This window comes from Janibacter sp. DB-40, from assembly GCF_029510815.1.
GTDB lineage: Bacteria > Actinomycetota > Actinomycetes > Actinomycetales > Dermatophilaceae > Janibacter.
The window spans coordinates 3,070,523-3,097,066 of sequence record NZ_CP120360.1; the positions used below are offsets into that span (position 1 = coordinate 3,070,523).

Genomic DNA, 26,544 nt, shown 5'->3' on the forward strand with positions numbered 1-26,544 from the left:
GCGGGTCCGGTATGCGGAACGCCCGGTCGCGGGAACCACGGGACAGGGGAGGCATCCCCCCTTCGCACACGGCACAATCGCCCGCGTGGCCACCACTGTCTTCCTGCACGCCCACCCCGACGACGAGGCGAGCGGCACGGCCGGGTCGATGATCCTGACCTCCCGGGCCGGGCACCGCGTCGTCCTCGTCTACGCGACCTTCGGCGAGCACGGCACCGTGCCACCGGACCTGGCCGAAGGGGGGTCCCTCGCCGACCACCGCCGCGCCGAGGCGATGGCCTCGGCCCGGATCACCGGCGCGGCCCGGGTGGAGTGGCTCGGCTACAGCGACTCGGGGATGAGCGGGTGGGACCAGAACGCCCACGCGGCCTCCTTCCACGGGGCCGACCTCGACGAGGCCGCCGGGCGGGTCGCGGCGGTCCTCGACGAGGAGGACGCGGACATCCTCGTCGGCTACGACTGGCACGGCGGCTACGGCCACCCCGACCACGTGAAGGTCCACCACGTCGCCCACCGCGCCGCGGAGCTGGCCGCCCGCCGCCCCCGCGTCCTGGAGAGCACGATGAACCGGGACCGCCTGCGCGAGCAGCTCGCGGCCGCCCGGGAGACGGGGATCGACCCGGGACTCGACGCGGACGAGCCGATGGACGACGGCAACCTGATCGGACTGCCGCAGAGCGAGATCCACCACGCGGTCGACGTCACCGAGGTGATCGCGGACAAGCGGGCCGCCCTCACCTGCCACGCCTCCCAGGTCGACGTGCAGCAGATGCTGGCCATGCCGCCGGAGGTGTACGCTGCGGCCTTCGGCACCGAGCACTACGCGGAGCCGGGGCGACCACCGGGGATGGCGAGCGACCTCCCCTTCGTCTGAGCCCCGGTCCGCAGGCTCAGCGCAGGCCCACCCTGACCCGACCGTCCACGGCGGCGAAGGCGACGTCCGCGAGGGACGCGACCACCAGGTCGGCCCCGGCCAGCTCGCTGACCGGGGCTGTCGTCGTCACGGCGAGCACGGCGCACCCGGCCGCCCTGGCGGCATCGATCCCGCTCGGCGCGTCCTCGCACACCAGTGCGCGCGCGGGGTCGACACCCAGGCGCTCGGCGGCGAGCAGGAACGGGTCCGGGTGCGGCTTGCCCCGCTCGACGTCGTCGACGGTCACGAAGCCGGCGGGCACGTCGATCCCCGCTGCCGCGAGGCGGATCTCCGCGAGCGCCCGCGTCGCGGAGGTGGCGATGGCGAAGGGGGCGGGGGGCTCGGCCCCGGACAGCACCGCGATCGCCTCCAGGACGCCGGGCAGCGCCACGATGCCGGTGACGTCGGCGATCTCGAGCTCCTCGATCCGCGCGAGCGCGTCCCGCGCGTCGAGGTGCGGGCCGATCTGCTCGATGATCGCTGCCGCCGGCATCCCGTGGAAGCCGCGCAACCGCTCCGGGTCGATCCCGTGCTCGCGCGCCCAGCGCACCCACGAGCGCTCGACGGAGGCGCTGGAGTCGACGAGCGTGCCGTCGTTGTCGAAGATCACGGCGTCGAAGGTGCGCTCGAGCACGGCAGAGGAGGTCATGCGCCCAGTGTCCGTCACTGCGACGATGTCCCCATGATCGACCCGACCGACCGACGTCACCTGCTGCGGGCCGTGGAGCTGGCGGAGGAGGCGCTCGACGACCACGACGAGCCCTTCGGCTCCCTCCTGGTCACTGCCGACGGCACCGTGCGCCTCGAGGACCGCAACCGGGTCTCGGGTGGCGACCACACCCAGCACCCCGAGTTCGCCATCGCCCGGTGGGCGGCGCAGCACCTGTCGCCGCAGGAGCGCGCGGCGGCCACCGTCTACACCTCCGGCGAGCACTGCCCGATGTGCGCCGCCGCCCACGGCTGGGTCGGCCTGGGGCGCATCGTCTTCGCGAGCAGCTCCGCGCAGCTGGCGCAGTGGGCGGGCGAGCTGGACCTGCCGCCCTCCCCGGTCGCGACGATCCCGATCACGACGATCGTCCCGGGCGCCGTCGTCGACGGCCCGGACGAGGAGCTCGCCCGGCAGGTGCGCGCGCTGCACGCCCGCCGGGTTTGACGCGTCGGCGACTCTCTCACTCGCTGGGTCGATGTATTCAGGCGCGTCCTGACGCACCCGAATACATCGACCCGACGGTGGCGAGGGGCCACCTGTCTAGAGTTGGGCTCGACACGGGAGGTCACGCATGTACGCCACATCCTCGTCCGCACCGGAGCCATCACCCCGGCCGGCCATCGGGCCGGCCTCGCGCGGCCTGTGGCTCATGGGCAGCGACGTGGACCTGGCCCGCCGGCTGGCCCGGTCGGGCTTCGACTGGCTCGCGCTCGACGCCCAGCACGGCGCCGTCGACCGCTCCGCACTGGTCGACCTCGGCCGTGCGCTCGGTGACGTCGGGGCCAACTTCGTCGTGCGCGTCCCCGGGGTCGACCACTCGTGGATCGGCGCCTCGCTCGACGCCGGGGCCGCCGGCGTGGTCATCCCCTCGGTGACCTCGCTCGACGACGCCCGGTCAGGGGTCCGCGCGACCTTCTACCCGCCGCTCGGCGAGCGCAGCTGGGGTCCGCTCACCCCGATGTGGGACGGCTACGCCCCGGACGCCGAGCGGGCGAACGCCCACGTGCAGTGCGCGGTGATGATCGAGACGGCCGGCGCGCTCGAGGCGGTCGAGGAGATCGCCGCGCTCGACGGGGTGGGGCTGCTCTTCCTCGGTCCCGTCGACCTGTCGCTCTCGCTGGGGGTGAGCGTCGACGAGCTGCTCGCCGACGACTCCCCGACCGGCCCGGTGCCCCGCATCCTCGCCGCGGCCCGGCGCAACGGCAGCGACGTCGCGGCCTTCGCCGGCGACCCCGCACGGGTCCCCGCGCTGCGTGCCCTGGGCATCGACCGCGTCGCCGTCACGACTGACATCGCGCTCGTCGCCCTGGGCGCCGAGCGGGTGCTCGACCTGACCTGACCCCGGCTGGGTCGATGTATTCCGGCGCCTTCAGGCACGCCCGAATACATCGACCCGGCGGCAGCGAGGGGCCGATGGGCCGTCTACGCTCGTCCCCCGTGACCGAACCCACGGACCGGCCGGGTGTCGACCCCGACGACCTGGCCACCACCCTTCGCGTCCTCGGGATGCTCCACGAGCTGCCCGCGGGCCACGAGGACGTCGCCACGGTCAAGCGCGCGGCGGGGACGATGTACAACCGGGTGCGCAAGGCCCGCCGACGCGAGGCACGCCGGGCCGAGCGGGCGCCGAAGGTCGCCCACGACACGGCGGTGCTCGAGGCGACGGCGACCGGCTCGCCGATGCGCATCGACGACGAGACGAAGGGGTCCCCCTCACCTCGTCCGTGGCCGGCGAGCACCGCTTCGCGGGTGAGCTGCAGATCCCCCGCGGCTGCTACGTCTGCCACGGGAAGTACACCCTCGTCGACAGCTTCTACCACTGGCTGTGCCCGGACTGCGCCGTCACGAGCCACGCCCGACGCGGCCAGGGCACCGACCTGCGCGGACGCCGCGCGCTGCTCACCGGCGGTCGCGCCAAGATCGGGATGTACATCGCCCTGCGCCTGCTGCGCGACGGCGCGGACCTGACGATCACGACCCGCTTCCCTCGGGACGCGGCGCGGCGGTTCGCGGAGCTCGCCGACTCCCCCGAGTGGATCGAGCGGCTGACCATCGTCGGAATCGACCTGCGTGACCCGACCCAGGTGGTCGCCCTGGCCGACGAGGTCGCTGCCGCAGGGCCGCTCGACATCCTGATCAACAACGCCTGCCAGACGGTGCGCCGCTCCCCCGGCGCGTACTCTCACCTCGTCGAGGGCGAGTCGCAGCCGCTGCCGAGCGATGGGCCGACGCCGACGATGCTCTCCTTCGACCGGGTGAGCGAGGCCCACCCCGCCCAGCTCGTCGGCACCCTCGCCGAGCACGCCGTCGCCCACTCGGAGGGCACCGAGGGCAGTGAGGGCACCGTCACGGCGGCGGACATGACCCGGCTCGCGCTGAGCGCGGGGAATGCCAGCCTCGAGGCGCATCGGGCCGGCACCGCCGTCGACGCCGGCGGGCTGCTCCCGGACGTCGTCACGACCAACTCGTGGAAGCAGACCGTCGACGAGGTCGACCCGCTCGAGCTGCTCGAGGTGCAGATGTGCAACTCGGTCGCCCCCTTCCTCCTCGTCTCGCGGCTGCGCGTGGCGATGCGAGCGGCCGTCGAGCGGCGGCGGGAGCAGCTCGCCCACGGGGACACCGCCCGGGCCTACGTCGTCAACGTCTCGGCGATGGAGGGACAGTTCTCCCGCCGCTACAAGGGCGCCGGCCACCCGCACACCAACATGGCCAAGGCCTCGCTCAACATGCTCACCCGGACCTCCGCGGGCGAGATGTTCACGACCGACCGGATCCTCATGACGGCCGTCGACACCGGCTGGATCACCGACGAGCGACCCCACCACGAGAAGCTGGCGATCGCCGAGGAGGGCTGGCACGCACCGCTGGACCTCGTTGACGGAGCCGCACGCGTCTACGACCCGATCGTGCGCGGCGAGCGCGGCGAGGACCTGCACGGCGTCTTCCTCAAGGACTACGAGCCGCACCCCTGGTGAGGCGGCACAACGGTATTGTTTGGTCCCGCCCACAACGGGGAACAAAGAAGGCTACGGTGAGGACAGTCACACCGGCGGACGAAGGGAGCGGTGGCCATGGCCCCGAAGGATTCGACGTTCTTGGGCTGGCCGGTGCTGCGGCAGCTGGCCTCCGGAGACTTCCTCGGCCGCGGCAGCGCGGTCACCTCGCGCCGGACCCGTGAGGTCGAGGCGCGCACCACGACCGCCGACCGCGTCGTGCAGAGCGTGTGCCCCTACTGCGCCGTCGGCTGCGGGCAGCGGGTCTTCGTCAAGGACGAGAAGGTCGTGCAGATCGAGGGCGACCCGGACTCCCCGGTGAGCCGAGGGCGGCTCTGCCCCAAGGGCGCCGCCAGCGAGCAGCTCGTCAACTCGCCCACCCGCCAGACGCACGTGCTCTACCGGGCACCGGGTGCCACGGAGTGGCAGCGGATGGACCGGGACGAGGCGATCGACATGGTCGCCGACCGGTACCTCGAGGCCCGCGCCAACAAGTGGCAGGAGTTCGACGACAAGGGACGACGCCTGCGTCGGACCATGGGGATCGCCTCGCTCGGGGGAGCCACCCTCGACAACGAGGAGAACTACCTCATGAAGAAGCTGTTCACGGCTTCCGGGGCGATCCAGATCGAGAACCAGGCCCGCATTTGACACAGCGCAACGGTTCCCAGTCTGGGATCCTCGTTCGGCCGAGGCGGCGCCACGCAGTACCTGCAGGACATGGCCAACTCGGACTGCATCATCATCCAGGGCTCCAACATGGCCGAGTGCCACCCGGTGGGCTTCCAGTGGGTCTCCGAGGCCAAGGCCCGGGGGGCGCGGGTCATCCACGTCGACCCCCGGTTCACCCGCACGTCGGCGATCGCGGACACGCACGCCGCCATCCGGGCGGGCACGGACGTCGTCCTGCTCGGTGCGCTGATCAACCACGTCCTGAGCAAGGACCTGTACTTCCACGACTACGTCGTCAGCTACACCAACGCCGCGACCCTCGTCAGCGAGGACTTCCGCGACACCGAGGACCTCGACGGCGTCTTCTCCGGGTACGACCCGGAGACCGGCAAGTACGACATGACCTCGTGGGGCTACGAAGAGGGATCGGAGCCGCCGAGCGAGTCCGACCCCGACGACAAGGTCGGTGGACCCGACTCCGAGCACGGCGGGACGAAGGCATCGCGGGCAGCCGGTGACCAGCACGGCGGTGCGGGGCCGACGCTGGAGAACGGCTCCGTCACACGTGACGAGACCCTGCAGCACCCGCGTACGGTCTTCCAGCTGCTCAAGCGGCACTACCAGCGCTACACGCCGGAGATGGTCGCGGACGTCTGCGGCGTCCCGGTGGAGCAGTTCCACGAGATCGCCGACGCACTGACCACCAACTCCGGCCGTGAGCGCACGACGTGCTTCGCCTACGCGCTGGGCTGGACCCAGCACAGCCTCGGCGCGCAGTTCATCCGCACCGCCGCGATCCTCCAGCTGCTCATGGGCAACGTGGGTCGCCCGGGTGGCGGGATCATGGCCCTGCGTGGGCACGCGAGCATCCAGGGCTCGACCGACATCCCGACCCTCTTCAACATCCTGCCGGGATACCTGCCGATGCCGATGGTCGGTCAGCACGACACCTTCGAGAACTACCTGGCCAGCATCGCCAAACCAGAGCAGAAGGGCTTCTGGACCGAGGCCGACAGCTACACGACGAGCCTGCTCAAGGCGTGGTGGGGCGACGCCGCGCAGCCGGAGAACGACTTCTGCTACGACTACCTGCCTCGGCTGACGGGCGCCCACGGGACCTACCAGTCGGTCATGGCGATGCTCGACGACGAGGTCGAGGGCTACTTCGTCGTCGGGCAGAACCCCGCCGTCGGGTCCGCCCACGGCAAGATGCAGCGGATGGCGATGACCCACCTGAAGTGGGTCGTCGTCCGCGACTTCCAGCTGCTCGAGTCGGCGACCTTCTGGAAGGACTCCCCCGAGATCGCCACCGGTGAGCTGCGGACGGAGGACATCGACACCGAGGTCTTCTTCTTCCCCGCGGCCACGCACGTGGAGAAGTCGGGGACCTTCACCCAGACCCAGCGCATGCTCCAGTGGCACCACCAGGCGGTGCAGCCGCCGGGTGACGCGCAGAGCGAGCTGGCCTTCTTCCACGAGCTCGGGTTGCGCATCCGCGATCGTCTCGCCGGGTCGACCGACGAGCGCGACCGTCCGCTGCTCGACCTCACCTGGGACTACCCCAGGGACGAGCACGGGGAGACCGACGCCGAGGCCGTCCTGAAGGAGATCAACGGCTACCACCTCACCGGGGAGAAGGCCGGGCAGCTGCTCGACAAGTTCGCCGACATGAGGCCCGACGGTTCCACCGCTGGTGGGTGCTGGATCTACACCGGCGTCTACGCCGGCGGGGTCAACAAGTCGGCCAACCGCGTGCCGGCACAGGAGCAGGACGAGGTCGCCAAGGAGTGGGGCTGGGCCTGGCCGATGAACCGGCGGATCCTGTACAACCGCGCCTCCGCCGACCCCGAGGGCAAGCCGTGGAGCGAGCGGAAGAAGTACATCTGGTGGGACGAGGCGGAAGGGAAGTGGGTCGGCAAGGACGTCCCCGACTTCCCCGTCGACCGGGCACCGTCCTTCCGTCCCGGCCCGGACGACAGCGGTCCGGGAGCACTGGCCGGTGACGACCCCTTCATCATGCAGTCCGACGGCAAGGGCTGGCTCTTCGCGCCCAAGGGCATGGTCGACGGGCCGCTCCCGACGCACTACGAGGCGCAGGAGTCACCCGTCGCCAACCCGCTCTACACCCAGCAGAGCAATCCGAGCCGTCTGGTCTACCCGCGCAAGGACAACCTGTGGAGCCCCTCCGGCAACGCTCCCGGGGCGGAGGTCTACCCCTTCGTCTTCACCACCTACCGGTTGACCGAGCACCACACCGCCGGCGGCATGAGTCGCTGGCTGCCCTACCTGTCGGAGCTGCAGCCGGAGATGTTCTGCGAGGTCTCGCCCGAGCTGGCGGAGCAGCAGGGCCTGGTCAACGGCGAGTGGGCGACGATCATCTCCGCGCGCAGCGCGATCGAGGCGCGGGTGCTCGTGACCGAGCGGATGAGACCGCTGACGATCAAGGGCCGCACCGTCCACCAGATCGGTCTGCCCTACCACTGGGGCGTCGGCCGTGACGCCGTCGTCGAGGGCGACGGCGCCAACGACCTGCTCGGTGTCGTGCTCGACCCCAACGTGCAGATCCAGGAGTCGAAGGTCGGGTCCTGCGACATCCGGCCCGGCCGCCGGCCACGCGGGGAGGACCTGCTGCGACTCGTCGCGGAGTACCAGTCACGGGCGGGCACGACCGTCGAGACGAGCAACGAGCGCGTCAACGAGGTCTCCGACGAGATCCGCGAGCGCCGTGCCGCCGCCAGGCATCAGGACCCCATGGAAGGAGACCAGTGATGGGTTACCTCGAGCGCCAGCTCGCCGGGCGGACCAACCCGGCGGAGGACGCCGGGTGGCAGGACGCGCCCAGTCGCAAGGGCTTCTTCACCGACACCTCGATCTGCATCGGCTGCAAGGCCTGCGAGGTGGCGTGCAAGGAGTGGAACGGCATCCCGCTCGACGGTCTGACCATCAGCGGCAACTCCTACGACAACACCGGTGATCTCGGCGCGAGCACGTGGCGCCACGTCGCCTTCGTGGAGCAGAGCCAGGACCGCATCGAGGCCGCCCGCGAGTCCGGCAAGCGTCTCGTCGACCTGGGGATGCCGAGCATCGGGACACCCGAGCCTGCGCCCGGGCCCTCCGGCGCGCAGCCGGCGGGGTACGGCACCCTGCCGGCACCGATCGAGGGGCACGGCCCCGCGCTGTCGGACATGCTCGACGAGAAGGCGAACGTCGAGGCCGGCGGCACCGGGGACTACGGGCTCACCGTGGACGGTGTCCCGATCGTCGGCCCGGTGCCGGAGTTCCGTTGGCTGATGTCCTCCGACGTGTGCAAGCACTGCACCCACGCGGGCTGCCTCGACGTCTGCCCCACCGGCTCGCTCTTCCGCTCCGAGCACGGCACCGTCGTCGTCCAGGACGACATCTGCAACGGCTGCGGCTACTGCGTCGGGGCGTGCCCCTTCGGCGTCATCGAGCGACGCACCGACGACAGCGTCAGCGTGCGGGCGGACGACCACGTGCCCAACGTCGGCGTCGCCCAGAAGTGCACGCTCTGCTACGACCGCCTCGCGCACGACCAGACACCCGCCTGCGCGCAGACCTGTCCGACGACCTCGATCAAGTTCGGCACGCACGAGGACATGGTCGCCTCGGCGAAGGAGCGGGTGGTCCAGCTGCACGAGCAGGGCTTCACCGAGGCCCGACTGTACGGGGCCAACGAGGACGACGGCGTCGGCGGGACCGGCTCGGTCTTCCTCCTGCTCGACGAGCCGGAGGTCTACGGCCTGCCACCGGACCCGGTCGTCCCGACCGCGAAGCTGCCCGAGATGTTCCGCACCGCGGGAGTCGCCGGCCTCGGCCTCCTGGGCGCGGCCGCTCTCGCCTTCATCGGGAGCAAGTCGTGACCACCTCCCCCTTCGACAGCTATCGCCCCCCGGAGACCGGACGACGGCGCCGGCGCGCCTCGGGCGTGCGTGGCGCCGTCAGCGGTGCCACTGAGGTGGCGAAGGGGGCCCGCCGCAGCTGGATGAATCGCGAGGGCGGGGGCCAGCGCGAGGCGCCGGCCGTGCCCGACGCCGAGTTCTCCAGCTACTACGGGCAGCCGGTCGTCAAGCCGGTGCCGTGGGACCACCGGATCTCCGCCTACCTCTTCGTCGGTGGCATCGCCGGCACGTCGGGCATCATCGCCGCGGGCGCGGCGGCCACCGGCAACGAGCTGCTGCGCCGCAACTCGCGGCTGACCTCGATGGCCACCGTCGGCCTGAGTGGGGTGGCGCTCGTCGCCGACCTCGGCCGGCCGGAGCGCTTCCTCAACATGCTGCGCACGGTCAAGCTGACCTCCCCGATGTCGGTCGGCACGTGGATCCTGTCCGGCTACTCGGCCTTCGCCGGGGTGACCACCGCGACCGAGGTGCTCGGCATGCTGCCGGCGCGCGGCCCCCTTCGCTCCCTCGCGCGGGTCCTCGCCCCGGTGACCGCCCCCGCCACGATCGGCCAGGCCCTGCTGGGCGCGCCCCTGGCGGCCTACACCTCGGTGCTGCTGTCCGACACCGCGCACCCGGTGTGGCACGAGAGCCGGCGGCAGCTGCCCTTCGTCTTCGTCGGCTCCGCCGCCCTCGCCTCCGGCGGTGTGCAGATGCTGCTCGCCCCGGCCGGCCACGCCGGCCCCGCCCGCAGGCTCGCGCTGATCGGCGTGGGCACCGAGCTGGTGGCGATGCACCAGCTCGAGGAGCACCTCGCGCAGCTGAACATCGACGAGCCGCTCACCGCCGGCACGGGCGCTGGCAAGCTGCGGCTGGCCAGGGCCCTGACCATCGCCGGTGGCGTGGGGACCCTGCTGGCCGGACGCAGCCGCCTCGCGGCACTCGCCGCGGGTGCCGCGCTGACCACCGCGTCCGCCCTGACCCGGGCCGGCATCGTCGAGGCGGGCATCGAGTCCGCCAAGGACCCCCAGTACACGGTCCGGCTGCAGAAGGCCCGGCTGGAGGAGCGCCGCAGCCAGGGCGTCGTCCACGACAGCGCCGTCACGGTCAGGTAGGTCCGCACACCCAGGTCGCAGCACCCGAGCAGTGGGAGGTCCCATGAGTACGGTCGGAACCACGCACGAGTCCGAGTCCACGTCCAGCAGAGCCGGCAACCGCTGGATCATCCTCGCGGGTGGTGTCCTCGTCCAGCTGACGATCGGCGCCGTGTACGCGTGGAGCACAATGGGCCGGGCCCTGAACGATGAGCAGTCGGCCTTCGACCTGACGAAGGTGCAGACGGCCATCCCCTTCGAGGTGGCCATCGGGATGCTCTTCCTCGGGACCTTCCTCGGCGGTCGGATCCAGGACCGCAAGGGCCCGCGCGTCGTCGCACTCTCCGGTGTGGTCCTCTACTCGATCGGCATCATCCTCGCCGGCTTCGCGCGTGACACCTCCGACTTGTGGCTGCTCATCCTCGGTTACGGCGTGCTCGGCGGCTTCGGCCTCGGCCTCGCCTACATCGTGCCGATCGCGATGCTGCAGAAGTGGTTCCCGGACAAGCGTGGCCTGATCACCGGCGTCGCCGTCGGCGGGTTCGGCTTCGGCGCCGTGATCACCTCGCCGATGATGAACCGGCTCATCTCCGGCATGGAGGGCTACCAGGCCGAGCCGACCAAGGCCTTCCTCTGGCTCGGTGGCGCGTACCTGGTTTTCGGGCTCCTCGGCGCCTCCGTCTTCAAGAACCCGCCGGCGGACTACGTCGCGCCCGGTGCGGCCACGGCCGACGGTCAGGACGACCCGAAGAAGAAGGAGGAGCCGGCCAAGAAGGCCGCTCGCGACTTCACCCAGCAGGAGGCCCTGAGCACGCCGCAGTGGTACCTGCTCACCCTCATCCTCACGGTCTCGGTCACCGCGGGCATCTCGCTGATCTCGGTCGCTGCCGATGCCGCGACGAACATCGCCGGCTTCAGCGTCGCGGCGGCCGCGACCCTCGTCGGCATCATGGGTCTGTTCAACGGCGCCGGTCGGATCGCCTGGGCCGCGACCTCGGACAAGATCGGCCGCAGGCCGGCCTTCGTCGGCATTCTGGGCCTGCAGGGCCTGGCGCTGCTCGCGCTCCCGCACGTCGGCAACGTGGTGCTCTTCTACATCCTGGCCGCCATCATCTACACCTGCTACGGAGGCGCCTTCGGCACCCTCCCGGCCACGGCCGGCGACTTCTTCGGTCTGAAGCACTCCGGCGGCATCTACGGGCTGATGCTCATCGGGTGGTCCATCGGTGGCATCGTCGGCCCGCTGCTCATCTCCTGGCTGATCGGGTCCGAAGGGCGCTACACGCTCGGCTTCACGGTGATGGGCATCATCGCGCTGGTCGGCGTGATCATCCCGATCATCGCGCGCCCGCCGAAGGCGCAGCGCTGACCTCTCGCGCGCCGGTCACGGACGGCGGGAAGGCCCGGCCCGCACCTTCCCTTCGTCCGCTCCCTCCCCGCGGTGTGGACAGCTCTTCTCAGACGAAGGCGCTGATGCCGGTCTCGGCGCGGCCGATGAGCAGCTTTTGGATCTGGGAGGTGCCTTCGTAGAGCGTCATCACCCGGGCGTCGCGCATGTACTTCGCCACCGGGTACTCGTCGACGTAGCCGTAGCCGCCGAAGGCCTGGATGGCGAGGTTGGCTGCCTTGACGGCCGCTTCCGAGGCGAAGTACTTCGCCTTGGACGCCTCGGTGCCGAAGGGCTCGCCGCGCTCGATCAGGTCGGCCGCCCGCCAGGTCAGGAGGCGTGCCGCATCGGCGTCGATGGAGATCTCGGCGATCATGTCCTGGATCATCTGGAAGGACGCGAGCGGACGTCCGAACTGGGTGCGTTCCTGCGAGTAGGACACGACGGCCTCCAGGCAGCCCTGGATGATCCCGGTGCAGCCGGCACCGACGGATACCCGACCCTTGTCGAGTGACTTCATGGCGAAGGCGAAGCCGTCACCCTCCTCGCCGACCATCGCCGAGGCCGGGACGCGGACCTTGTCGAAGGCCAGCTCGGCGGTGGCCTGCCCCCGCAGCCCGAGCTTGCCCTTGATCTCGGTGCTGGTGAAGCCGGGGGCGTCGGTCGGCACGAGGAAGGCCGAGACCCCCTTCGGCCCGGGTCCACCGGTGCGGGCGAAGACCATGCACACGTCCGCCCACGTGCCGTTGGTGATGAAGATCTTGCCCCCGGTGATCAGCCAGTCGTCGCCATCACGGACGGCGCGCGTCTTCAGGTTGGCGGCGTCGGAGCCGGTGTCGGGCTCGGTGAGGCCGAAGCAGCCGAGCTTGGTGCCGTCGGCGATCCCGGGCAGCCACTCCTGCTTCTGCTCCTCGCTGCCGTGGTCGAGCAGGATCTTGCCGAAAAGACCCATCGAGACCGAGACGATCCCCCGGACCGAGGAGTCGGCACGACCGAGCTCCTCCATTCCCAAGCAGTACGTGATGTAGTCGCCGCCGAGGCCGCCGTACTCCTCGGGGATCGTCAGACCGAAGAAGCCGATCTCGCCCATCTTGGGGATGATCGCCGTGTCCACGGACTCGCGGCGGTCCCACTCGGTCCGGTAGGGGACCACTTCCTTGTCGAGGAACTCACGGGCCAGCCTCTGGAAAGCTGATCTGGTCCTCGTTCAGTGCCAGGTCCATCAGTGGTTCCCTTCGTTCGTGTAGTCGTACCAGCCCTTGCCGGTCTTGCGGCCGAGCTCCCCGCGCTCGACCTTGTCGACGACGCTCCGGGAAGGGGCGTCGGCGGGATGGCCGGTCTCCTCGAACCGGGCCTGCTTCGTGTGGTACCCGATGTCGATCCCGGTGAGGTCCATCAGCTCGAACGGTCCCATCGGGTATCCGAGAGCGGTGCGCGCAGCAGTGTCGATCGACTCGACGCTCGCGTAGCCACCCTCGAGGAGCCGGATCGCCTCATCACGCACCGCGTTGAGCAGCCGGTTGGCGATGAATCCGGGGATCTCCTTGTCGACGACTACGGCCGTCTTGCCGAGTCGCTCGACCAGTGCCACCGTCATGGCGGCCGTCTCGTCGGAGGTCTGCGGGCCCCTCACCACCTCGACACACTTCATGACTAGGGCTGGGTTGAAGAAGTGCATGCCCACGACCCGGTCGGGCCGGGTGGTCGCGTCGGCGATCTTCGAGGGGACGAAGCTCGATGAGTTCGTGGCGAGGATCGCATGCTCCGGGGTGAGCCGGTCGAGATCGGCGAAGAGCGAGCGCTTGACGTCGATCTTCTCGACGGCCGCCTCGATGGCGATGTCGACCCCCTTCGCCGCCTCTGCGAGGTCAGTACCGAAGCGCATCCGGGTGAAGGAGGCGTCGCGCTCCTCGGCGGTGATCCGGCCCTTGTCGACGGAGCGCTGCATCCGCTGGGTGAGCTCCTCCCTCGCGCGCTCGAGCGAGGCTTCGGCGACGTCCTGCACCGCGACCTCTAGCCCGGCGAGGGAGCAGACCATCGCAATCTGCGCGCCCATGGCGCCGGAGCCGACGACGAGGACCTTCGTGATGTCAGCCATCTCAGCTCCCCGTGAACTCGGCAGGGCGCTTGGCGAGGAATGCTTCGGTGCCCTCCCGCTTGTCGTCGGAGGTGTAGAGCAGCGCCTGCGCGAGACGCTCGACGACCAGGCCGGTGTGCTGGTCCGCGTCCATCCCGGAGCGGACGACGAGCTTGGCCAGGCGCACCGCGAGGGGGCCCTTGGCCAGGACCTGGTCGGCGACCTCGCGAGCCGCGCCGAGCAACTCGTCCGGAGCCACGACGGTGGTCACCAGGCCGAAGGAGAGCGCCTCGTCCGCCGGGACCATCCGGCCGGTGAGGATCATCTCGATGGCCCGGCCGGTGCCGACGAGCCGGGCCAGCCGCTGGGTGCCGCCGGCACCGGGCAGCACGGACAGGTTCGTCTCCGGCAACCCGAAGCGTGCGGTCTCGGATGCGACGCGGATGTCACAGGCCATGGCCAGCTCGCACCCACCGCCGAGGGCGTAGCCGTTGACGGCCGCGATCGTCGGCTTCTCGAAGGCCTCGACCTCGTCGTAGAGCTTCTGCATCTGCGAGGCGAGACCCGTGTGCAGGGTGTATCCGGCGAGCTGGGCGATGTCGGCCCCCGCGACGAAGGCCTTCTCCCCGGCGCCGGTGAAGACGACCGCGCCGATGGAGTCGTCGTCACGGGCCGCGGTCAGGAACGAGCGCAGGTCGGCCTGCACCTGCGCGCTGACCGCGTTGCGCACGTCGGGTCGGTTGATCGTCACGGTGGCGACCCGGTCGACGACCTCGACCAGCAGGGTCTCGTAGGTCATGGTCAGACTCCTTCCAGGAGGACGGAGATGCCCTGGCCGACGCCGACGCACATGGTGGCGAGGGCGTGACGGGCACCGCGATCTGAGAGCTCGAGGGCTGCGGTGAGGGCGATTCGGGCGCCGCTGGCTCCCAGCGGGTGGCCGAGTGCGATCGCGCCGCCGTTGGGGTTGACGTGCTCGGCGTCGTCGGGCAAGCCGAGGCCGCGCAGGACCGCGAGCGACTGCGCGGCGAAGGCCTCGTTGAGCTCGATGACGTCGAGGTCGCCGACCTGTAGGTTGTGGCGCTCGAGGAGGCGGTTGGTGGCCGGGACCGGACCGATCCCCATCGTGCGGGGCGGGACGCCGGCAGCGGCACCCGCGGTGACACGGGCCAGCGGGGTCAGCCCGTGCTTCTCCACAGCGGCCTCGGAGGCGATGAGCACGGCGGCGGCCCCGTCGTTGACGCCAGAGGCGTTGCCGGCGGTGACGCTGCCACCACTGAAGATCGGGCGCAGCCCGGACAGCTTGTCCATTGACGTGTCGCGTGGGTGCTCGTCGGCGTCGACGACGACCGGCTCACCCCGTCGCTGCGGCACCTCCACGGGGGTGATCTCCCGGGCCAGCCGGCCGCTCGCGATCGCCGCGGCCGCCCGCTCCTGGGACCGCAGCGCGAAGGCGTCCTGGTCGGCACGCGAGATCCCAAGCTCGAGGGCCAGGTTCTCGGCCGTCTGCGGCATGCCGTCGGTGCCGTACTGCTCCTCCATCTGAGGGTTGACGAAGCGCCAGCCGATGGTGGTGTCGTGGACCTCTGCGTTGCGCGACCAGGCCGCGCTCGCCTTGGGCATGACGAAGGGGGCCCGCGTCATGGACTCGACGCCTCCGGCGATGACGAGGTCGGCGTCGCCGGCGCGGACGCTGCGCGCCGCACTCATCACTGCATCGAGGCTGGAGCCGCACAACCGGTTGATCGTGCTGCCGGGCACCTCGACGGGGAGCCCGGATAGCAGCACAGCCATGCGAGCGACGTTGCGGTTGTCCTCGCCCGCCTGGTTGGCACAGCCCAGCAGCACGTCGTCGATCGCCGCCCAGTCCACCTGGGGCAGGCTGTCAGCCAGGCTGCGGATGGTGTGCGCGGCGAGGTCGTCCGGCCGGACGGGCGCCAGAGCCCCTCCGTACCGCCCGAAGGGGGTTCGGACGCCCGACACGAGATAGGCGGTGGTCACGTCTGCTTCCCGACCTGATCACGGAGGTGGAACTTCTGGATCTTGCCGCTCGGCGTGGTGGGGAAGGCATCCAGGACACGGAGTGACTCCGGCCAGTACTGCTTCGCCACCCCTTTGGCTGCGAGGAAGTCCGTCATCTCCTCGAAGGTGAACTCGCCGCCGGCATCGGGCTTGAGCATGACGCACGCGCACGCACGCTCTTGCAGCCGAGGGTCGGGTACGCCGATGACGGCCACCGACTGGAGCTTTGGGTTCTCGTAGAGCACGTTCTCGACGTAGGCGACCGGTATGTTCTCACCGCCGCGGATGATCACGTCCTTGGTGCGTCCTGAGAGGCGCACGTACCCCTCGTCGTCGATCTTGGCGAGGTCTCCGGTGTCGAACCACCCGTCCTCGAAGAGGTCGCGCGTCATCTCGATGCGCTTGGCGTACCCGATGAAGAGGAAGGGCCCACGGACCTGCAGGCGTCCCTCCTCGCCGGGCATGACCCGAGCGCCGTCGGCATCGACGGTGCGGATCTCCATCCCCGGCCACGGATACCCGTCGGTCTCGATGATCTTCTCCTCCGGGTCACCGGGGATCCCCAGGGTGACCAACCCGTTCTCCGTCTGGCCCCAACCGCCGAGCACGACCGTGTTCGGCAGCTTCTCCTTCGCCTCGCGCACGATGGCGCGGGGGATAGGGGCGCCCATGCAGCAGAACCGCGTCAACGACGACAGGTCGTGATCAGCGAGGTTGGGCGCGCCCAGCATGTCGTGGAGGAAGGGGGTGGCCCCCGAGGTGTAGGAGATGCCGTGCTTCTCGACGAGTCGGGCGAACTCCTCGTTGTTCCACACGTCCTGCAAGACGCAGGTCGCGCCGTTCTGGACGTTCAGCCGGGCACCGTAGAGGAAGCCGGTCAGGTGGGCCAGCGTGGAGGCCATGTGGAAGACCGTCTCGCTGGTGATCCCGAGCCGGTCCGGCAGGGCGGCGTTCGCGGCCACCACCGTGTTGTGGCTGTGCATGACCCCTTTCGGCTCCCCGGTCGTCCCGGAGGTGAAGATCAGCAGCGTCACGTCGTTGGGGTCGGGGCGAAGGGCGGCCAGCTCGGCCCGGTCACGCCGCTCCCCCCACGGGGTGGCGACGAAGTCCTCCCACGACGACGTTCCCTGACCGGGCTTCCCGTCGACGACGAGCACGGACTCCAGCGCGGGCCAGTCGCCCCGTAGCTGGTCGATCATGTCGACATGGTCGAAGCCGCGGAAGGTCGAGGGGACGACGATCATCTTGGACTCGGCCAGGCCGACCATGAAGTCGACCTCACGTGCGCGGTAGATCGGGATGAGTGGGTTGCTGATCGCGCCGACCCGGGTCGCGGCGTAGTGCAGGACGACCCACTCGATCCAGTTAGGCAGCTGGAAGGAGATGACGTCACCGGGCGAGATGCCGAGCTCCAACAACCCGAGGGCGACATGGTCGACTTCGGTTTGTAGCTCGCCGTAGGTGATCTGACGACGGGGGTCGATGAAGGCGACCTTGTCGGGTGTGTGCTCGGCCCACTCGTCGAGGTAGTCGGTGATGGTGCGGTCGATCCAGTAGCCAGCGCTCGTGTACTGCTCCACGAGCTGCGGGGTGAGGATGGTCTCGAACGTCATTGGTCGTCGCCTCCGCTCAGTTCATGGTCAGGCCGCCGCTGACGGACAGCGTCTGGCCAGTGATGTAGGACGCCTCGTCAGAGGCAAGGAAGACGACCGCATTCGCGAGGTCGTCCGGTGCCCCGAGGCGGCGGAACGGGATCGCCTTGATCAGCGCCTCGCGCAGCTTCGGGCTCTCGCCGCCCATGGAGGCGAAGAAGGCCGTGTCGGTCGGCCCGGGAGAGACGACGTTGACGTTGACCTGGTTGCGGGCCATCTCGCGGGCGATCGTCTTCGAGAAGGCGATGACGCCCCCCTTCGCGCCCGAGTAGACCGCCTCGCCGGTGGAACCCACGCGGCCGGAGTCCGAGCCGAGGTTGACGACGGACCCGCCCCCCTGCTCCTTCATGTGCGGCAGGACCGCGTGGCAGGTGTTGAGGACCCCGACGAAGTTGATCGCGATGACCTTCTGCCAGAACTCGGGCGTGGTCTCGAGGAAAGGCATCCCCTCATCCCATCCGGCGTTGTTGACGAGGACGTCGATGCGGCCGTGCTCGTCCGCGACGGCCGCGACCATGGCGTCGACGGACTCTTTGTCGGTGACGTCGACCTGGTAGGCGCTGGCGGCGTTACCGATCTCGCCGGCGGCCTGCTGGGCCGACTCGAGGTCGCGGTCGGTGACGATGACGGTGGCGCCCTCGGCAGCGGCCTTGAGCGCGATGGCCCGGCCGATGCCGGCCCCTGCACCCGTGATGATGGTGATCTTCTGGTCAAGACGACCCATGATGGGCTCCTTCTGTCGTGGTTGGTCGGGTCAGGGCGCGTACGCGCGCCCGAGCAGATGTCGCGAGATGACGAGCTTGGAGACCTGGGCGGTGCCGTCGCCGATCTCGAGACCGATGACGTCGCGGAGGCGCTGGCCCACCTTCGCCTCGGACGAGTAGCCGACATGGCCGATCGTCAGCAGGCACTGGTGGATGACCTCCGCGGCCAGCTTGGGCGCCCAGAACTTTGCCATGGCCGCCTCCTCGCTGTGCTCGAGGTCGTTGTCCTTGCGCCACAGCGCCTCGAGGCAGACGTGGCGCGCCCCCCGCAGGTGCGTCGCGCACTCGGCGAGCGGGAAGGAGACTCCCTGGAAGCGGCCGATCGGCTGACCGAAGGCCTCCCGGTCGCGTGACCACTGCACGGCCTCGTCGAGCGACTCTGAGGCCGCACCGATGCAGGCCAGGCCGATGATCGCCCGTGAGTAATCGAAGCCCTGCATGACCGAGACGAACCCGCCGCCCTCCTCACCGATGAGCTCGTCGGCAGCGATCGGAGTGCCGTCGAAGTGAAGGGACGCGCGGCCGATGGATCGACCACCGAGGTCGTCGAAGGCGGACCGGGTGACGCTCTCGTGTGACAGATCCACCCAGAAGGCGCTGATACCCCGGGCGCCCGGGCCGCCGGTACGGGCAAGCACGACCGCCCGGTCGGCGGTCATCCCGAGCGTGATGGAGGTCTTCTCCCCGTGCAGCATCCAGCCACCATCCTCGCCGGGCACCGCCTTGACCTCCATGGCCGCCGCGTCGGTGCCATGCCCCGGCTCGGTGATGCAGATGCACGGCACGGTCTCGCCGGAGGCGATCCCCGGCAACCAGGACGCCTGCTGCTCGTCGGTGGCGTTGCGGACGATGACGTCTGAGATGAGGGCGGTGTTGATGATGAGGTAGGTGGCGTTGAAGTCGTGCCGACCGACCTCCTCGGCCGCGATCCCCGCGATGAGCGCCGTTGCCTCCTGTCCGCCGTACTGCTCGGGGATACGTAGTCCGGTAAGCCCCATGCCCGCCATGTCCAGGGCGAGCTGGCGACGGAACTCCGCCTTCTTGTCATCGCTTTGGTAGTGCGGGGCCAGCACCTTCGCCGCAAATCTCGCGACCTCGGTGCGGTAGGCCTCTTGGTCCTCGTCAAAGGAGTAGTCCACGGCGATCAGCGCGCCGAGGGGAAGTTCGGCTCGCGCTTCTCGCGCAGGGCGGTGTAGCCCTCGACGACGTCGGGGCTCATGAAGGTGAGCATCTCGTAGGCAGCTGACTGGTCGAAGATCGGTGCAGCCTGGCGTACCCAGCTGTTGAGCGTGCGCTTGGTCAGGCGGATCGCCTGCTGGGCGCCGGTCGCCATGACGTTGGCGACGCGCAGCGCCTCGTCGAGGACCTCCTCGCGGGGCAGGGCCTTGCTGACGAGCCCAATCCGTTCGGCCTCCTCGCCGGTGAGCATCTCGCCGGTCATCAGGTAGTAGCGGGACTTCGCCATGCTGGTCAGCAGCGGCCAGATGATCGCGGCGTGGTCGCCGGCGGCCACGCCGAGCTTGACGTGCCCGTCTCCGAGCTTCGCGTCCTTGGCGATGATCGAGATGTCGGACAGGAGTCCGACGACCGTCCCGGCACCGACCGCGACGCCGTTGATCGCGGAGACGATCGGCTTTTCACACTCGATCATGCTGTAGACGATGTCGCTCATCTCCTTGAGCATGTGTGACACCCGCTCGTGGTCGCCGGCCAGCCGCTCCACCATCTCCAGGTCGCCCCCGGCGCTGAAGGCCTTGCCGGCCCCGGTGACCACTGCCACACGGATGCTCGGATCTTCGGAGACGTCGCGGAAGACGCGGGCCAACTCGCCGTGCATCTGCTCGTCGGTGGCGTTGTACTTCTCCGGCCGGTTCAGCGTGATCTTGAAGACGCCGTTGTCCAGACGGTCGAAGGCAAGCTGGTCGTAGGTGCTGAAGTCCATGGTTCTCCTAATCGAATGAACAGTCATTCAGTGCTATTCTGAATAGTGGTTCATTCACCCGTTTCTGTCAAGGGTGGATGTGAACAGGCACGAATGAACCTTCACTCGCGATGTAGCCGGCTGGGTACCATCGGTCGCGAGACGCCACTCCACCCCAGAAGACGACGAGGCATCGCACACGTGTCCAGCAGCACGACAGACCAAGAATCGGCGAGAGCGGAGCGCATCGAGCGCCGTCGTCGCCAAGTGATCGTCAGTGCGGCGAAGATCCTGTACGAGACCGGCTACCACGGCATGGTCATGCAGGCCGTCGCCGACGATGCGGGGACGAGCGTCGGCCTGATCTACCAGTACTTCGGCGGCAAGAGCGACGTCCTGCGGGCGGTCATCCTCGACATCCTCGAGGACTTCCACCGCACCGTCCCCCCGGCCATGCTCGCTGTTGGAGATGACCCCGAGGCACGGATCCGCGCCGGCTTCACCACCTTCTGCACCACCATCGACCAGAAGCGGGAGGCCACGCTGCTGGCCTACCGCGAGTCCCAGACCCTGACCGAGGAGGGTCGGGCCGAGCTGATGCGACTGGAGACCGAGACGATCTACCCCATCCGGGAGGCGGTCGAGGACGGCATCCGCTCGGGCGCCTTCCGCGAGGTCTCGTCCGCCCTCGTGGCGCACAATCTGAAGATGGCCGCCCACGGCTGGGCGCTCAAGCACTGGGACCTCGCCGCGGAGATGTCCCTGATGGAGTACGTCGAGGCGGAGCTCGACCTCACCTTCGCCGCCCTGCGAACCGTCGGCCCCTGACGCCGAAGCCCCTACTCCCGGACGTCGGCCGGGCCGTCCGTCAGGGGCAGCCCGGCCGCGGCCCAGGCCTCGACGCCCCCGACGACGTCGGTCGCGTCGACGCCGAGCGCGCGCAGGGACGCGGCCGCCAGCGACGAGCTGTAGCCCTGCCGGCACAGGACGACGACCTGCACGCCGGCGATCGCCTCGGGGATGCGGTGGGGGCTCGTCGGGTCCAGCCGCCACTCGAGGACCGTGCGGTCGATGACGACGGCGCCGTGGATCTCCCCTTGGCGGCTGCGCTGCACGATGGTGCGGGTGTCGACGAGGAGGGCGCCCCCCTTCGCAACGGTCCACGCCTGCTCGGGGGTCATCCGGGCGACGCCGGACCGGACCTCCTGCAGGAGCCGGTCGACCTCGCTCACGTCACCTGGACGAGCGCGCCGTCCGGGAGCGACCCGGCGGCGACCGTCTCACCCACGACCGGCGCTCCCGGGACCTCGCCGACGACGAGCAGCCCACCGGAGGTCTGGGCGTCCGCGAGCAGGATCAGCTCGTCCTCGCTGATGCCGTCGGCGGACAGGTGCGGGCGCACCCAGTCGAGGTTGCGCTTCGAACCCCCGGGCACGTGTCCGGCCGCGAGCGCCTCCCGGGCTCCGGCGACGTAGGGCACGGCAGTCGCGTCGATCCGGGCGGCCACGCCGGAGGCCCGCGCCATCTTGTAGAGGTGCCCGAGCAGGCCGAAGCCGGTGACGTCCGTCGCCGCGCGCACCCCGGCGGCGAGGGCGGCGCGGGCGGCGTCCCGGTTGAGGGCGGCCATGGAGGCGATGGCCTCCTCGCTGCGCTCCCCCGTCGCCTTGTGCCGGTTGTTGAGCACGCCGACGCCCAAGGGTTTGGTCAGGCTGATCGGCAGCCCCGCCTCGGCGGCGTCGTTGCGCATCATCCGGTCGGGGTCGGCGGTGCCGGTGACCGCCATCCCGTAGATCGGCTCGGGGGCGTCGATGCTGTGCCCGCCGAGGACGGGGCAGCCTGCCTCGGTGGCCACGTCGAGCCCGCCACGCAGCACCTCGCGCAGGTGGTCGGTCGAGATCAGCTCGCGCGGCCAGGCGACGAGGTTGATCGCCATGATCGGCTCACCGCCCATCGCATAGATGTCGGAGACGGCGTTGGCCGCGGCGATGCGACCCCAGTCGTAGGGGTCGTCGACGACGGGCGTGAAGAAGTCCGACGTGGAGAGCACCGCCTGGCCCCCCCGGATGCGCACAGCGCCCGCGTCGTCACCATCGTCCAACCCGACGACGACATCCGCGCCGGGCGGGCTCGCGCCGTACAGCCCGGCGACGATCTCCTCGAGCTCACCGGCCGGGATCTTGCAGGCGCAGCCACCGCCGCGCGCGTACTGGGTCAGGCGAACGGGGTCCATGTCAGGAGGCTAGGCCACGGCATGGCCCGCCGGAACCCGGGTACGAGGAACGCATGGGCCACGAGGACATCGTCGAGCGGCTTCTGCGCGATCACGGGACCACCTACGCGCAGGAGGCGGGGATCCGACTGCGGGACACGCCGGCCCCGCTGTTCCAGCTGCTGTGCCTCACCCAGCTCTTCTCGGCACCCATCGGTGCCTCCGTCGCCGTGGCCACGATGCGCGAGCTGCTCGGGGCAGGATGGACCACACCGGAGCACCTCCTCGACTCGACGTGGCAGGAGCGGGTGGACGCGCTCGGCCGCGGGGGCTACCGCCGGTACGACGAGAGCACGGCGACGTACCTCGCGGAGATGGCCCAGCTGCTGCAGGAGCGGTGGCGGGGTGATCTGCGCCGGCTGCACGAGGCGGCCGAGGACGAAGGGAGCCTGCGTGCCCTGCTGGAGGAGTTTCCCCGCGTCGGCCCGACGGGCTCGGGGATCTTCTGCCGTGAGGTCCAGGCCGTCTGGCCGGACCTGCGGCCGCAGGTCGACGAGCGGGTGCGCCAGGGCGCCAGAGCGGTCGGCCTCCCCACCGACCCGGAGAAGCTCGCCGCGCTCGTCGACGGCGACGATGTCGCCCGGTTGACCGCCGCCCTGGTCCGCGTCGACCTCGACGACTGACGGTGCGGACCTGGGGGCGCACGCCCACCCCCGAGGTCCTATGGTGGGCCGTGGAGGCGTCTGGGTTCCTGGTGGTCCCCCCGGTCTTCAACACCGGTGAGGCCGAGCATCTCGGTCTGGCGGGTTCGATTCCCGTCCGTCTCCGCCACGCATTGCCCGTGTCACGACGTGCGCGCCCGTGCGACGCTGCGACGTGACCCGGGCGCGCAGTGCATGACACAGGCACGACCAGTCCCGGACGAAGGGAGCGCCAGGTGACCACGATCGACCCTCGTCGGGCGATCCCCCGCACGGACGCGCTCCTGGCCGAGCCCCCCTTCGTCGCCGCCGCCACGCGACTGGGCCGCTCCACGGTGCGCGCCGTCGTCAACCGCGCCCAGGACCGCGCCCGCCGCGGTGAGATCGCCCCGGGGGACGTGGCGGCCACCGCCCTGGCCGGCCTCCCGACCCGGGCCTCGTCCCTCACTCCGCTGCTCAACGCGACCGGCGTGGTCATCCACACCAACATCGGGCGGGCGCCCCTGTCCCCCAGTGCCGTCGAGGCGATCGTCGACGCCGCCGGCTACGTGGACGTCGAGATGGACCTGGCCTCGGGCGCGCGCAGCCGGCGTGGTGCCGGGGCACTCGCCGCCCTGCGCGAGGCCGTGCCCGAGGTCGGTGACGCGCTCGTCGTCAACAACGGCGCCGCCGCGCTCGTCCTCGCGACGACCGCCCTCGCCGCGGGCAAGGAGGTCATCGTCTCCCGCGGGGAGATGATCGAGATCGGCGACGGCTTCCGCCTGCCGGACCTCATCGCCTCGACCGGCGCCCGGCTGCGCGAGGTGGGCACGACCAACCGCACCCACCAGCGCGACTACCTCGACGCGATCGGCCCGGAGACCGGATGCATCCTCAAGGCGCACCCGAGCAACTTCCGGGTCGACGGCTTCACCACGGCGGTCGGGTACGAGGAGCTGCGTGACGCGGTGCGCCCGGACGGCTCGCCCGTCCCGCTCGTCGCCGACATCGGCTCCGGCCTGCTGGCCCCCGACCCGCTCCTGCCCGACGAGCCCGACGCGAGCACCGCGCTACGACAGGGCGCGACGATCGTCACCGCGAGCGGCGACAAGCTGCTCGGCGGCCCCCAGGCGGGCCTGGTCCTCGGTGACGCCGACGTCGTCGCGTCCCTGCGCCGCCACCCGCTCGCCCGGGCGCTGCGGATCGACAAGCTGACCATCGCCGCGCTCGAGGCGACGGTGCGCGGGCCGGCCCCACCGGTGGCGGCCGCACTCCACGCGCGCGCCGACGCGCTGCTCCCCCGGGTCGAGCGCCTGGCCGCCGCGCTCGGCCGCGGCGTCGTGCCCGTCGAGGGACGGGTCGGTGGCGGCGGCGCCCCCGGGGTGCCGCTGCCCGGCTGGGCGGTCGAGATCCCCGTCGCCGCGGTCGAGCGACTGCGCACCCCGCCTCCCGGCACCCCGGCCGTGCTCGCCCGGGTCGACGAGGGCCGCGGCCTGATCGACCTGCGCTGCATCCCCGCCGACCACGACGGCGACGTGGAGGCGGCGGTGCGCATCGCCCTTCGCGATGGGTCCGACGCGGTGACCGGGGCCGACGAGCGGCCCGGTCTGCCATGAGACCGGTGTCATGAGGCGGGTACTGGCCACGGCCGGGCACGTCGACCACGGCAAGTCCACCCTCGTGCGGGCCCTGACCGGACGCGACCCGGACCGGTTGGCGCAGGAGCGTCGGCGCGGCCTGACGATCGAGCTCGGCTACGCGTGGACGACGCTGCCGAGCGGGGCCGAGGTCGCCTTCGTCGACGTGCCGGGCCATCAACGCTTCGTCGGCACGATGCTCTCGGGGCTCGGGCCCGCGCCGACGGTGGTCTTCGTCGTCGCCGCGGACCAGGGGTGGCAGGCCCAGAGCAGCGAGCACCTCGCCGCGGTCCACGCGCTCGGGATCACCGACGGGCTGCTCGTGCTCACCCGGTGCGACCTCGCCGACGCCGAGCAGCGGGCGGAGGTGCGCTCCCAGGCGACCAGGCGACTCGCGGCGGCCGGCCTCGACGTGCCGGTCTGCGAGGTCTCCGCCGTGACCGGCGAGGGCCTGGAGTCGGTGCGTGAGGGGTTGGACGCGCTCGTCGACCGCATGCCGACGCCCGACCCCGACGCGCCGGTGCGGCTGTGGGGCGACCGGTCCTTCTCCATCTCCGGGGCGGGGACGGTCATCACCGGCACCCTCGGCGCGGGCACCCTGCGCAGCGGCGACCGGCTGACCCTCCTCGACCACGGCACCGCCCGCGAGGTGACCGTACGCGGTCTGCACAGCCAGGACTCCGCCCGCGAGCAGGTCGGTCCGGTCTCCCGGGTCGCGGTCAACCTCCGCGGGGTGGAGGCCGACACCGTGGGCCGATCGCTCGTCCTGCTCACCCCGGACGCCTTCGAGCCGGCCGATGTCGTCGACGTCGCCCTGACCCCCGTCGACGGGGACGAAGGGGTCGCCCCGGCCGGCCGGACCGCTCACCCCCGCAGGTGGCGACGCTGCACGTGGGGTCGGCGGACGCCAGCGTGCACGTGCGTCCGCTCGGTGCCGGGTTCGCTCGGCTGACCTCGGGGGTGGTCCTGCCGTGGCGGGTCGCCGACCGGGCGATCCTGCGCGACCCGGGCAGCCGCCGGTTGTGGTCCGCGCGCGTCGTGGACGTCGACCCGCTCCCGCTGTCCCGGCGGGGCGCGGCGGGCCGGCGCGCCGAGGCGCTGTCCACCGGGGACCTGTCCGCCGTGCGGCTGCGGTCGCGGGGCGCCGACCGGGAGGAGGTGCTGGGCCGGCTGGGCCTGACCGCGCCGGCCGGCGCCGTCCGAGTGGGCGACTGGCTCGTGGACGGGACCACCCTGGCCGACTGGCAGGCGCGCCTCGTCGCGGCCGTCCGCGAGCACCACCGACGCGAGCCGTTGAGCGCCGGGATGCCGGTGGCCGAGGCGGCCCACCACCTCGGGCTGGCGGCGCACCTGCCGCCCTCGCTGGGGCAGGCGGCCGTGCGGGCGCTCATCGGGCCGGCCGGCCTGGCCCTGACGGACGGGACCGTCCACGACCCGGCCGCGGGAGGACTGGGCGCCGCGGAGGCGAGCATCGCGGCCGTGGAGGAGAAGCTGCGGGTGACCCCCTTCGTCGCCCCGGAGCGCGGTGAGCTGGCCGACCTCGGTCTCGGGGCCACCGAGCTCGCCGCCGCGGCCCGGCTCGGCCGGCTGCTGCGCCTGCCCGACGACGTCGTCCTGCTGCCCGACGCACCGGCACGGGCCATGCGGGTGCTCGCCGGGCTGGAGCAGCCCTTCACCCTCAGCGCAGCGAGGCAGGCCCTCGGCACCACCCGGCGGGCCGCGGTGCCGTTGTTGGAGCACCTCGACGGGCGCGGCTGGACCCGGCGGGTCGACGGAAGCCTGCGCGAGGTCGTGCGCTAGCCCCCGGCGGCCGGACAGCACGGCGCCCGGCCTGCAACACCCCCTGCGGGCTGCAGACCGGACGACGTGGGCTGACTCCGCTGCCGGTCGGAGTCAGCAGTGGCGACGGTTGAGC

General features: G+C 71.1%; 23 protein-coding genes, 1 tRNA gene and 1 pseudogene. 14 read left to right on the top strand and 11 right to left on the bottom strand.

Features of this window, described 5'->3' with window-relative positions; all coding sequences use genetic code 11:
• Window positions 1–85: 85 nt before the first annotated feature.
• The gene (locus PVE36_RS14770) at window positions 86–874 is read left to right on the top strand and encodes a PIG-L family deacetylase (RefSeq protein ID WP_277453402.1); all 789 of its coding nucleotides are present in this window, start codon (window positions 86–88) and stop codon (window positions 872–874) included.
• A 16-nt stretch (window positions 875–890) separates the two neighbouring features.
• On the opposite strand, the gene PVE36_RS14775 is transcribed toward PVE36_RS14770, so the two are convergent.
• Entirely contained in the window at window positions 891–1,562 is a 672-nt protein-coding gene (locus tag PVE36_RS14775) for an HAD-IA family hydrolase (protein WP_277453404.1), read from the bottom strand.
• A 33-nt stretch (window positions 1,563–1,595) separates the two neighbouring features.
• Between PVE36_RS14775 and PVE36_RS14780 the strand changes: the two genes are divergently transcribed.
• The 7 genes and pseudogenes from PVE36_RS14780 (at window position 1,596) to PVE36_RS14810 (ending at window position 11,649) form a co-directional block, all read left to right on the top strand.
• The gene (locus PVE36_RS14780; protein ID WP_277453405.1) at window positions 1,596–2,066 is read left to right on the top strand and encodes a nucleoside deaminase; all 471 of its coding nucleotides are present in this window, start codon (window positions 1,596–1,598) and stop codon (window positions 2,064–2,066) included.
• A gap of 127 nt (window positions 2,067–2,193) precedes the next feature.
• Window positions 2,194–2,961: an aldolase/citrate lyase family protein gene (locus PVE36_RS14785; protein ID WP_277453406.1), complete on the top strand. Its 768-nt coding sequence runs from the start codon at window positions 2,194–2,196 to the stop codon at window positions 2,959–2,961.
• A gap of 74 nt (window positions 2,962–3,035) precedes the next feature.
• Window positions 3,036–4,597, top strand: a pseudogene (locus tag PVE36_RS14790) (SDR family NAD(P)-dependent oxidoreductase).
• A 96-nt stretch (window positions 4,598–4,693) separates the two neighbouring features.
• Entirely contained in the window at window positions 4,694–8,056 is a 3,363-nt protein-coding gene (gene fdh, locus PVE36_RS14795; RefSeq protein ID WP_277453407.1) for a formate dehydrogenase, read from the top strand.
• Entirely contained in the window at window positions 8,056–9,168 is a 1,113-nt protein-coding gene (locus tag PVE36_RS14800) for a 4Fe-4S dicluster domain-containing protein (protein ID WP_277453408.1), read from the top strand. Before fdh ends, PVE36_RS14800 begins: the two co-directional genes overlap by 1 nt.
• The gene (gene nrfD / locus PVE36_RS14805; RefSeq protein ID WP_277453410.1) at window positions 9,165–10,301 is read left to right on the top strand and encodes an NrfD/PsrC family molybdoenzyme membrane anchor subunit; all 1,137 of its coding nucleotides are present in this window, start codon (window positions 9,165–9,167) and stop codon (window positions 10,299–10,301) included. Before PVE36_RS14800 ends, nrfD begins: the two co-directional genes overlap by 4 nt.
• Window positions 10,302–10,344: 43 nt before the next feature.
• Window positions 10,345–11,649: an OFA family MFS transporter gene (locus tag PVE36_RS14810; protein ID WP_277453412.1), complete on the top strand. Its 1,305-nt coding sequence runs from the start codon at window positions 10,345–10,347 to the stop codon at window positions 11,647–11,649.
• Between the two features lie 88 nt (window positions 11,650–11,737).
• Here PVE36_RS14810 and PVE36_RS14815 read toward each other — a convergent pair whose 3' ends face one another.
• The 8 genes from PVE36_RS14815 to PVE36_RS14850 all read right to left on the bottom strand — a co-directional run bounded on the left by PVE36_RS14815 (window position 11,738) and on the right by PVE36_RS14850 (window position 20,124).
• Complete coding sequence (locus PVE36_RS14815) at window positions 11,738–12,820, bottom strand: acyl-CoA dehydrogenase family protein (RefSeq protein WP_277453413.1); 1,083 nt, start codon at window positions 12,818–12,820, stop codon at window positions 11,738–11,740.
• Between the two features lie 69 nt (window positions 12,821–12,889).
• A complete protein-coding gene (locus PVE36_RS14820; RefSeq protein WP_277453414.1) occupies window positions 12,890–13,765 on the bottom strand; it encodes a 3-hydroxyacyl-CoA dehydrogenase family protein in 876 nt (291 codons plus the stop codon).
• A 1-nt stretch (window position 13,766) separates the two neighbouring features.
• Window positions 13,767–14,543 carry an enoyl-CoA hydratase-related protein gene (locus tag PVE36_RS14825; RefSeq protein WP_277453415.1) on the bottom strand — a complete coding sequence of 259 codons (777 nt, stop codon included), beginning with the start codon at window positions 14,541–14,543 and terminating at the stop codon, window positions 13,767–13,769.
• Between the two features lie 2 nt (window positions 14,544–14,545).
• A complete protein-coding gene (gene pcaF / locus PVE36_RS14830; RefSeq protein ID WP_277453417.1) occupies window positions 14,546–15,745 on the bottom strand; it encodes a 3-oxoadipyl-CoA thiolase in 1,200 nt (399 codons plus the stop codon).
• On the bottom strand, window positions 15,742–17,379 hold the full coding sequence (locus PVE36_RS14835) for an AMP-binding protein (protein WP_277453418.1): 1,638 nt from the start codon (window positions 17,377–17,379) through the stop codon (window positions 15,742–15,744). Before PVE36_RS14835 ends, pcaF begins: the two co-directional genes overlap by 4 nt.
• Window positions 17,380–17,395: 16 nt before the next feature.
• The gene (locus PVE36_RS14840) at window positions 17,396–18,142 is read right to left on the bottom strand and encodes a 3-oxoacyl-ACP reductase family protein (RefSeq protein ID WP_277453420.1); all 747 of its coding nucleotides are present in this window, start codon (window positions 18,140–18,142) and stop codon (window positions 17,396–17,398) included.
• Window positions 18,143–18,172: 30 nt separating this feature from the next.
• Entirely contained in the window at window positions 18,173–19,321 is a 1,149-nt protein-coding gene (locus tag PVE36_RS14845; protein ID WP_277453421.1) for an acyl-CoA dehydrogenase family protein, read from the bottom strand.
• 5 nt (window positions 19,322–19,326) lie between these two features.
• On the bottom strand, window positions 19,327–20,124 hold the full coding sequence (locus tag PVE36_RS14850) for an enoyl-CoA hydratase/isomerase family protein (RefSeq protein WP_277453422.1): 798 nt from the start codon (window positions 20,122–20,124) through the stop codon (window positions 19,327–19,329).
• 180 nt (window positions 20,125–20,304) lie between these two features.
• Here PVE36_RS14850 and PVE36_RS14855 point away from each other — a divergent pair, with 180 nt between their 5' ends.
• Window positions 20,305–20,931: a TetR/AcrR family transcriptional regulator gene (locus tag PVE36_RS14855; RefSeq protein WP_277453424.1), complete on the top strand. Its 627-nt coding sequence runs from the start codon at window positions 20,305–20,307 to the stop codon at window positions 20,929–20,931.
• An 11-nt stretch (window positions 20,932–20,942) separates the two neighbouring features.
• Here PVE36_RS14855 and PVE36_RS14860 read toward each other — a convergent pair whose 3' ends face one another.
• On the bottom strand, window positions 20,943–21,335 hold the full coding sequence (locus PVE36_RS14860) for a rhodanese-like domain-containing protein (RefSeq protein WP_277453425.1): 393 nt from the start codon (window positions 21,333–21,335) through the stop codon (window positions 20,943–20,945).
• Window positions 21,332–22,333, bottom strand: a complete 1,002-nt coding sequence (selD, locus tag PVE36_RS14865) for a selenide, water dikinase SelD (RefSeq protein ID WP_277453426.1) — start codon at window positions 22,331–22,333, stop codon at window positions 21,332–21,334. The genes PVE36_RS14860 and selD overlap by 4 nt, the downstream gene beginning before the upstream one ends.
• Before the next feature lie 53 nt (window positions 22,334–22,386).
• Between selD and PVE36_RS14870 the strand changes: the two genes are divergently transcribed.
• The 5 genes from PVE36_RS14870 (at window position 22,387) to PVE36_RS16265 (ending at window position 26,429) form a co-directional block, all read left to right on the top strand.
• On the top strand, window positions 22,387–22,995 hold the full coding sequence (locus PVE36_RS14870) for an endonuclease (protein WP_277453427.1): 609 nt from the start codon (window positions 22,387–22,389) through the stop codon (window positions 22,993–22,995).
• 52 nt (window positions 22,996–23,047) lie between these two features.
• Window positions 23,048–23,143, top strand: a tRNA-Sec gene (locus PVE36_RS14875).
• A gap of 106 nt (window positions 23,144–23,249) precedes the next feature.
• Complete coding sequence (selA, locus tag PVE36_RS14880; RefSeq protein ID WP_277453428.1) at window positions 23,250–24,608, top strand: L-seryl-tRNA(Sec) selenium transferase; 1,359 nt, start codon at window positions 23,250–23,252, stop codon at window positions 24,606–24,608.
• A gap of 10 nt (window positions 24,609–24,618) precedes the next feature.
• A complete protein-coding gene (locus PVE36_RS16260) occupies window positions 24,619–25,581 on the top strand; it encodes a GTP-binding protein (protein WP_346780595.1) in 963 nt (320 codons plus the stop codon).
• Window positions 25,542–26,429, top strand: coding sequence for a SelB C-terminal domain-containing protein (locus tag PVE36_RS16265; protein ID WP_346780596.1), 888 nt, complete (start codon window positions 25,542–25,544; stop codon window positions 26,427–26,429). Before PVE36_RS16260 ends, PVE36_RS16265 begins: the two co-directional genes overlap by 40 nt.
• Window positions 26,430–26,544 lie beyond the last annotated feature (115 nt).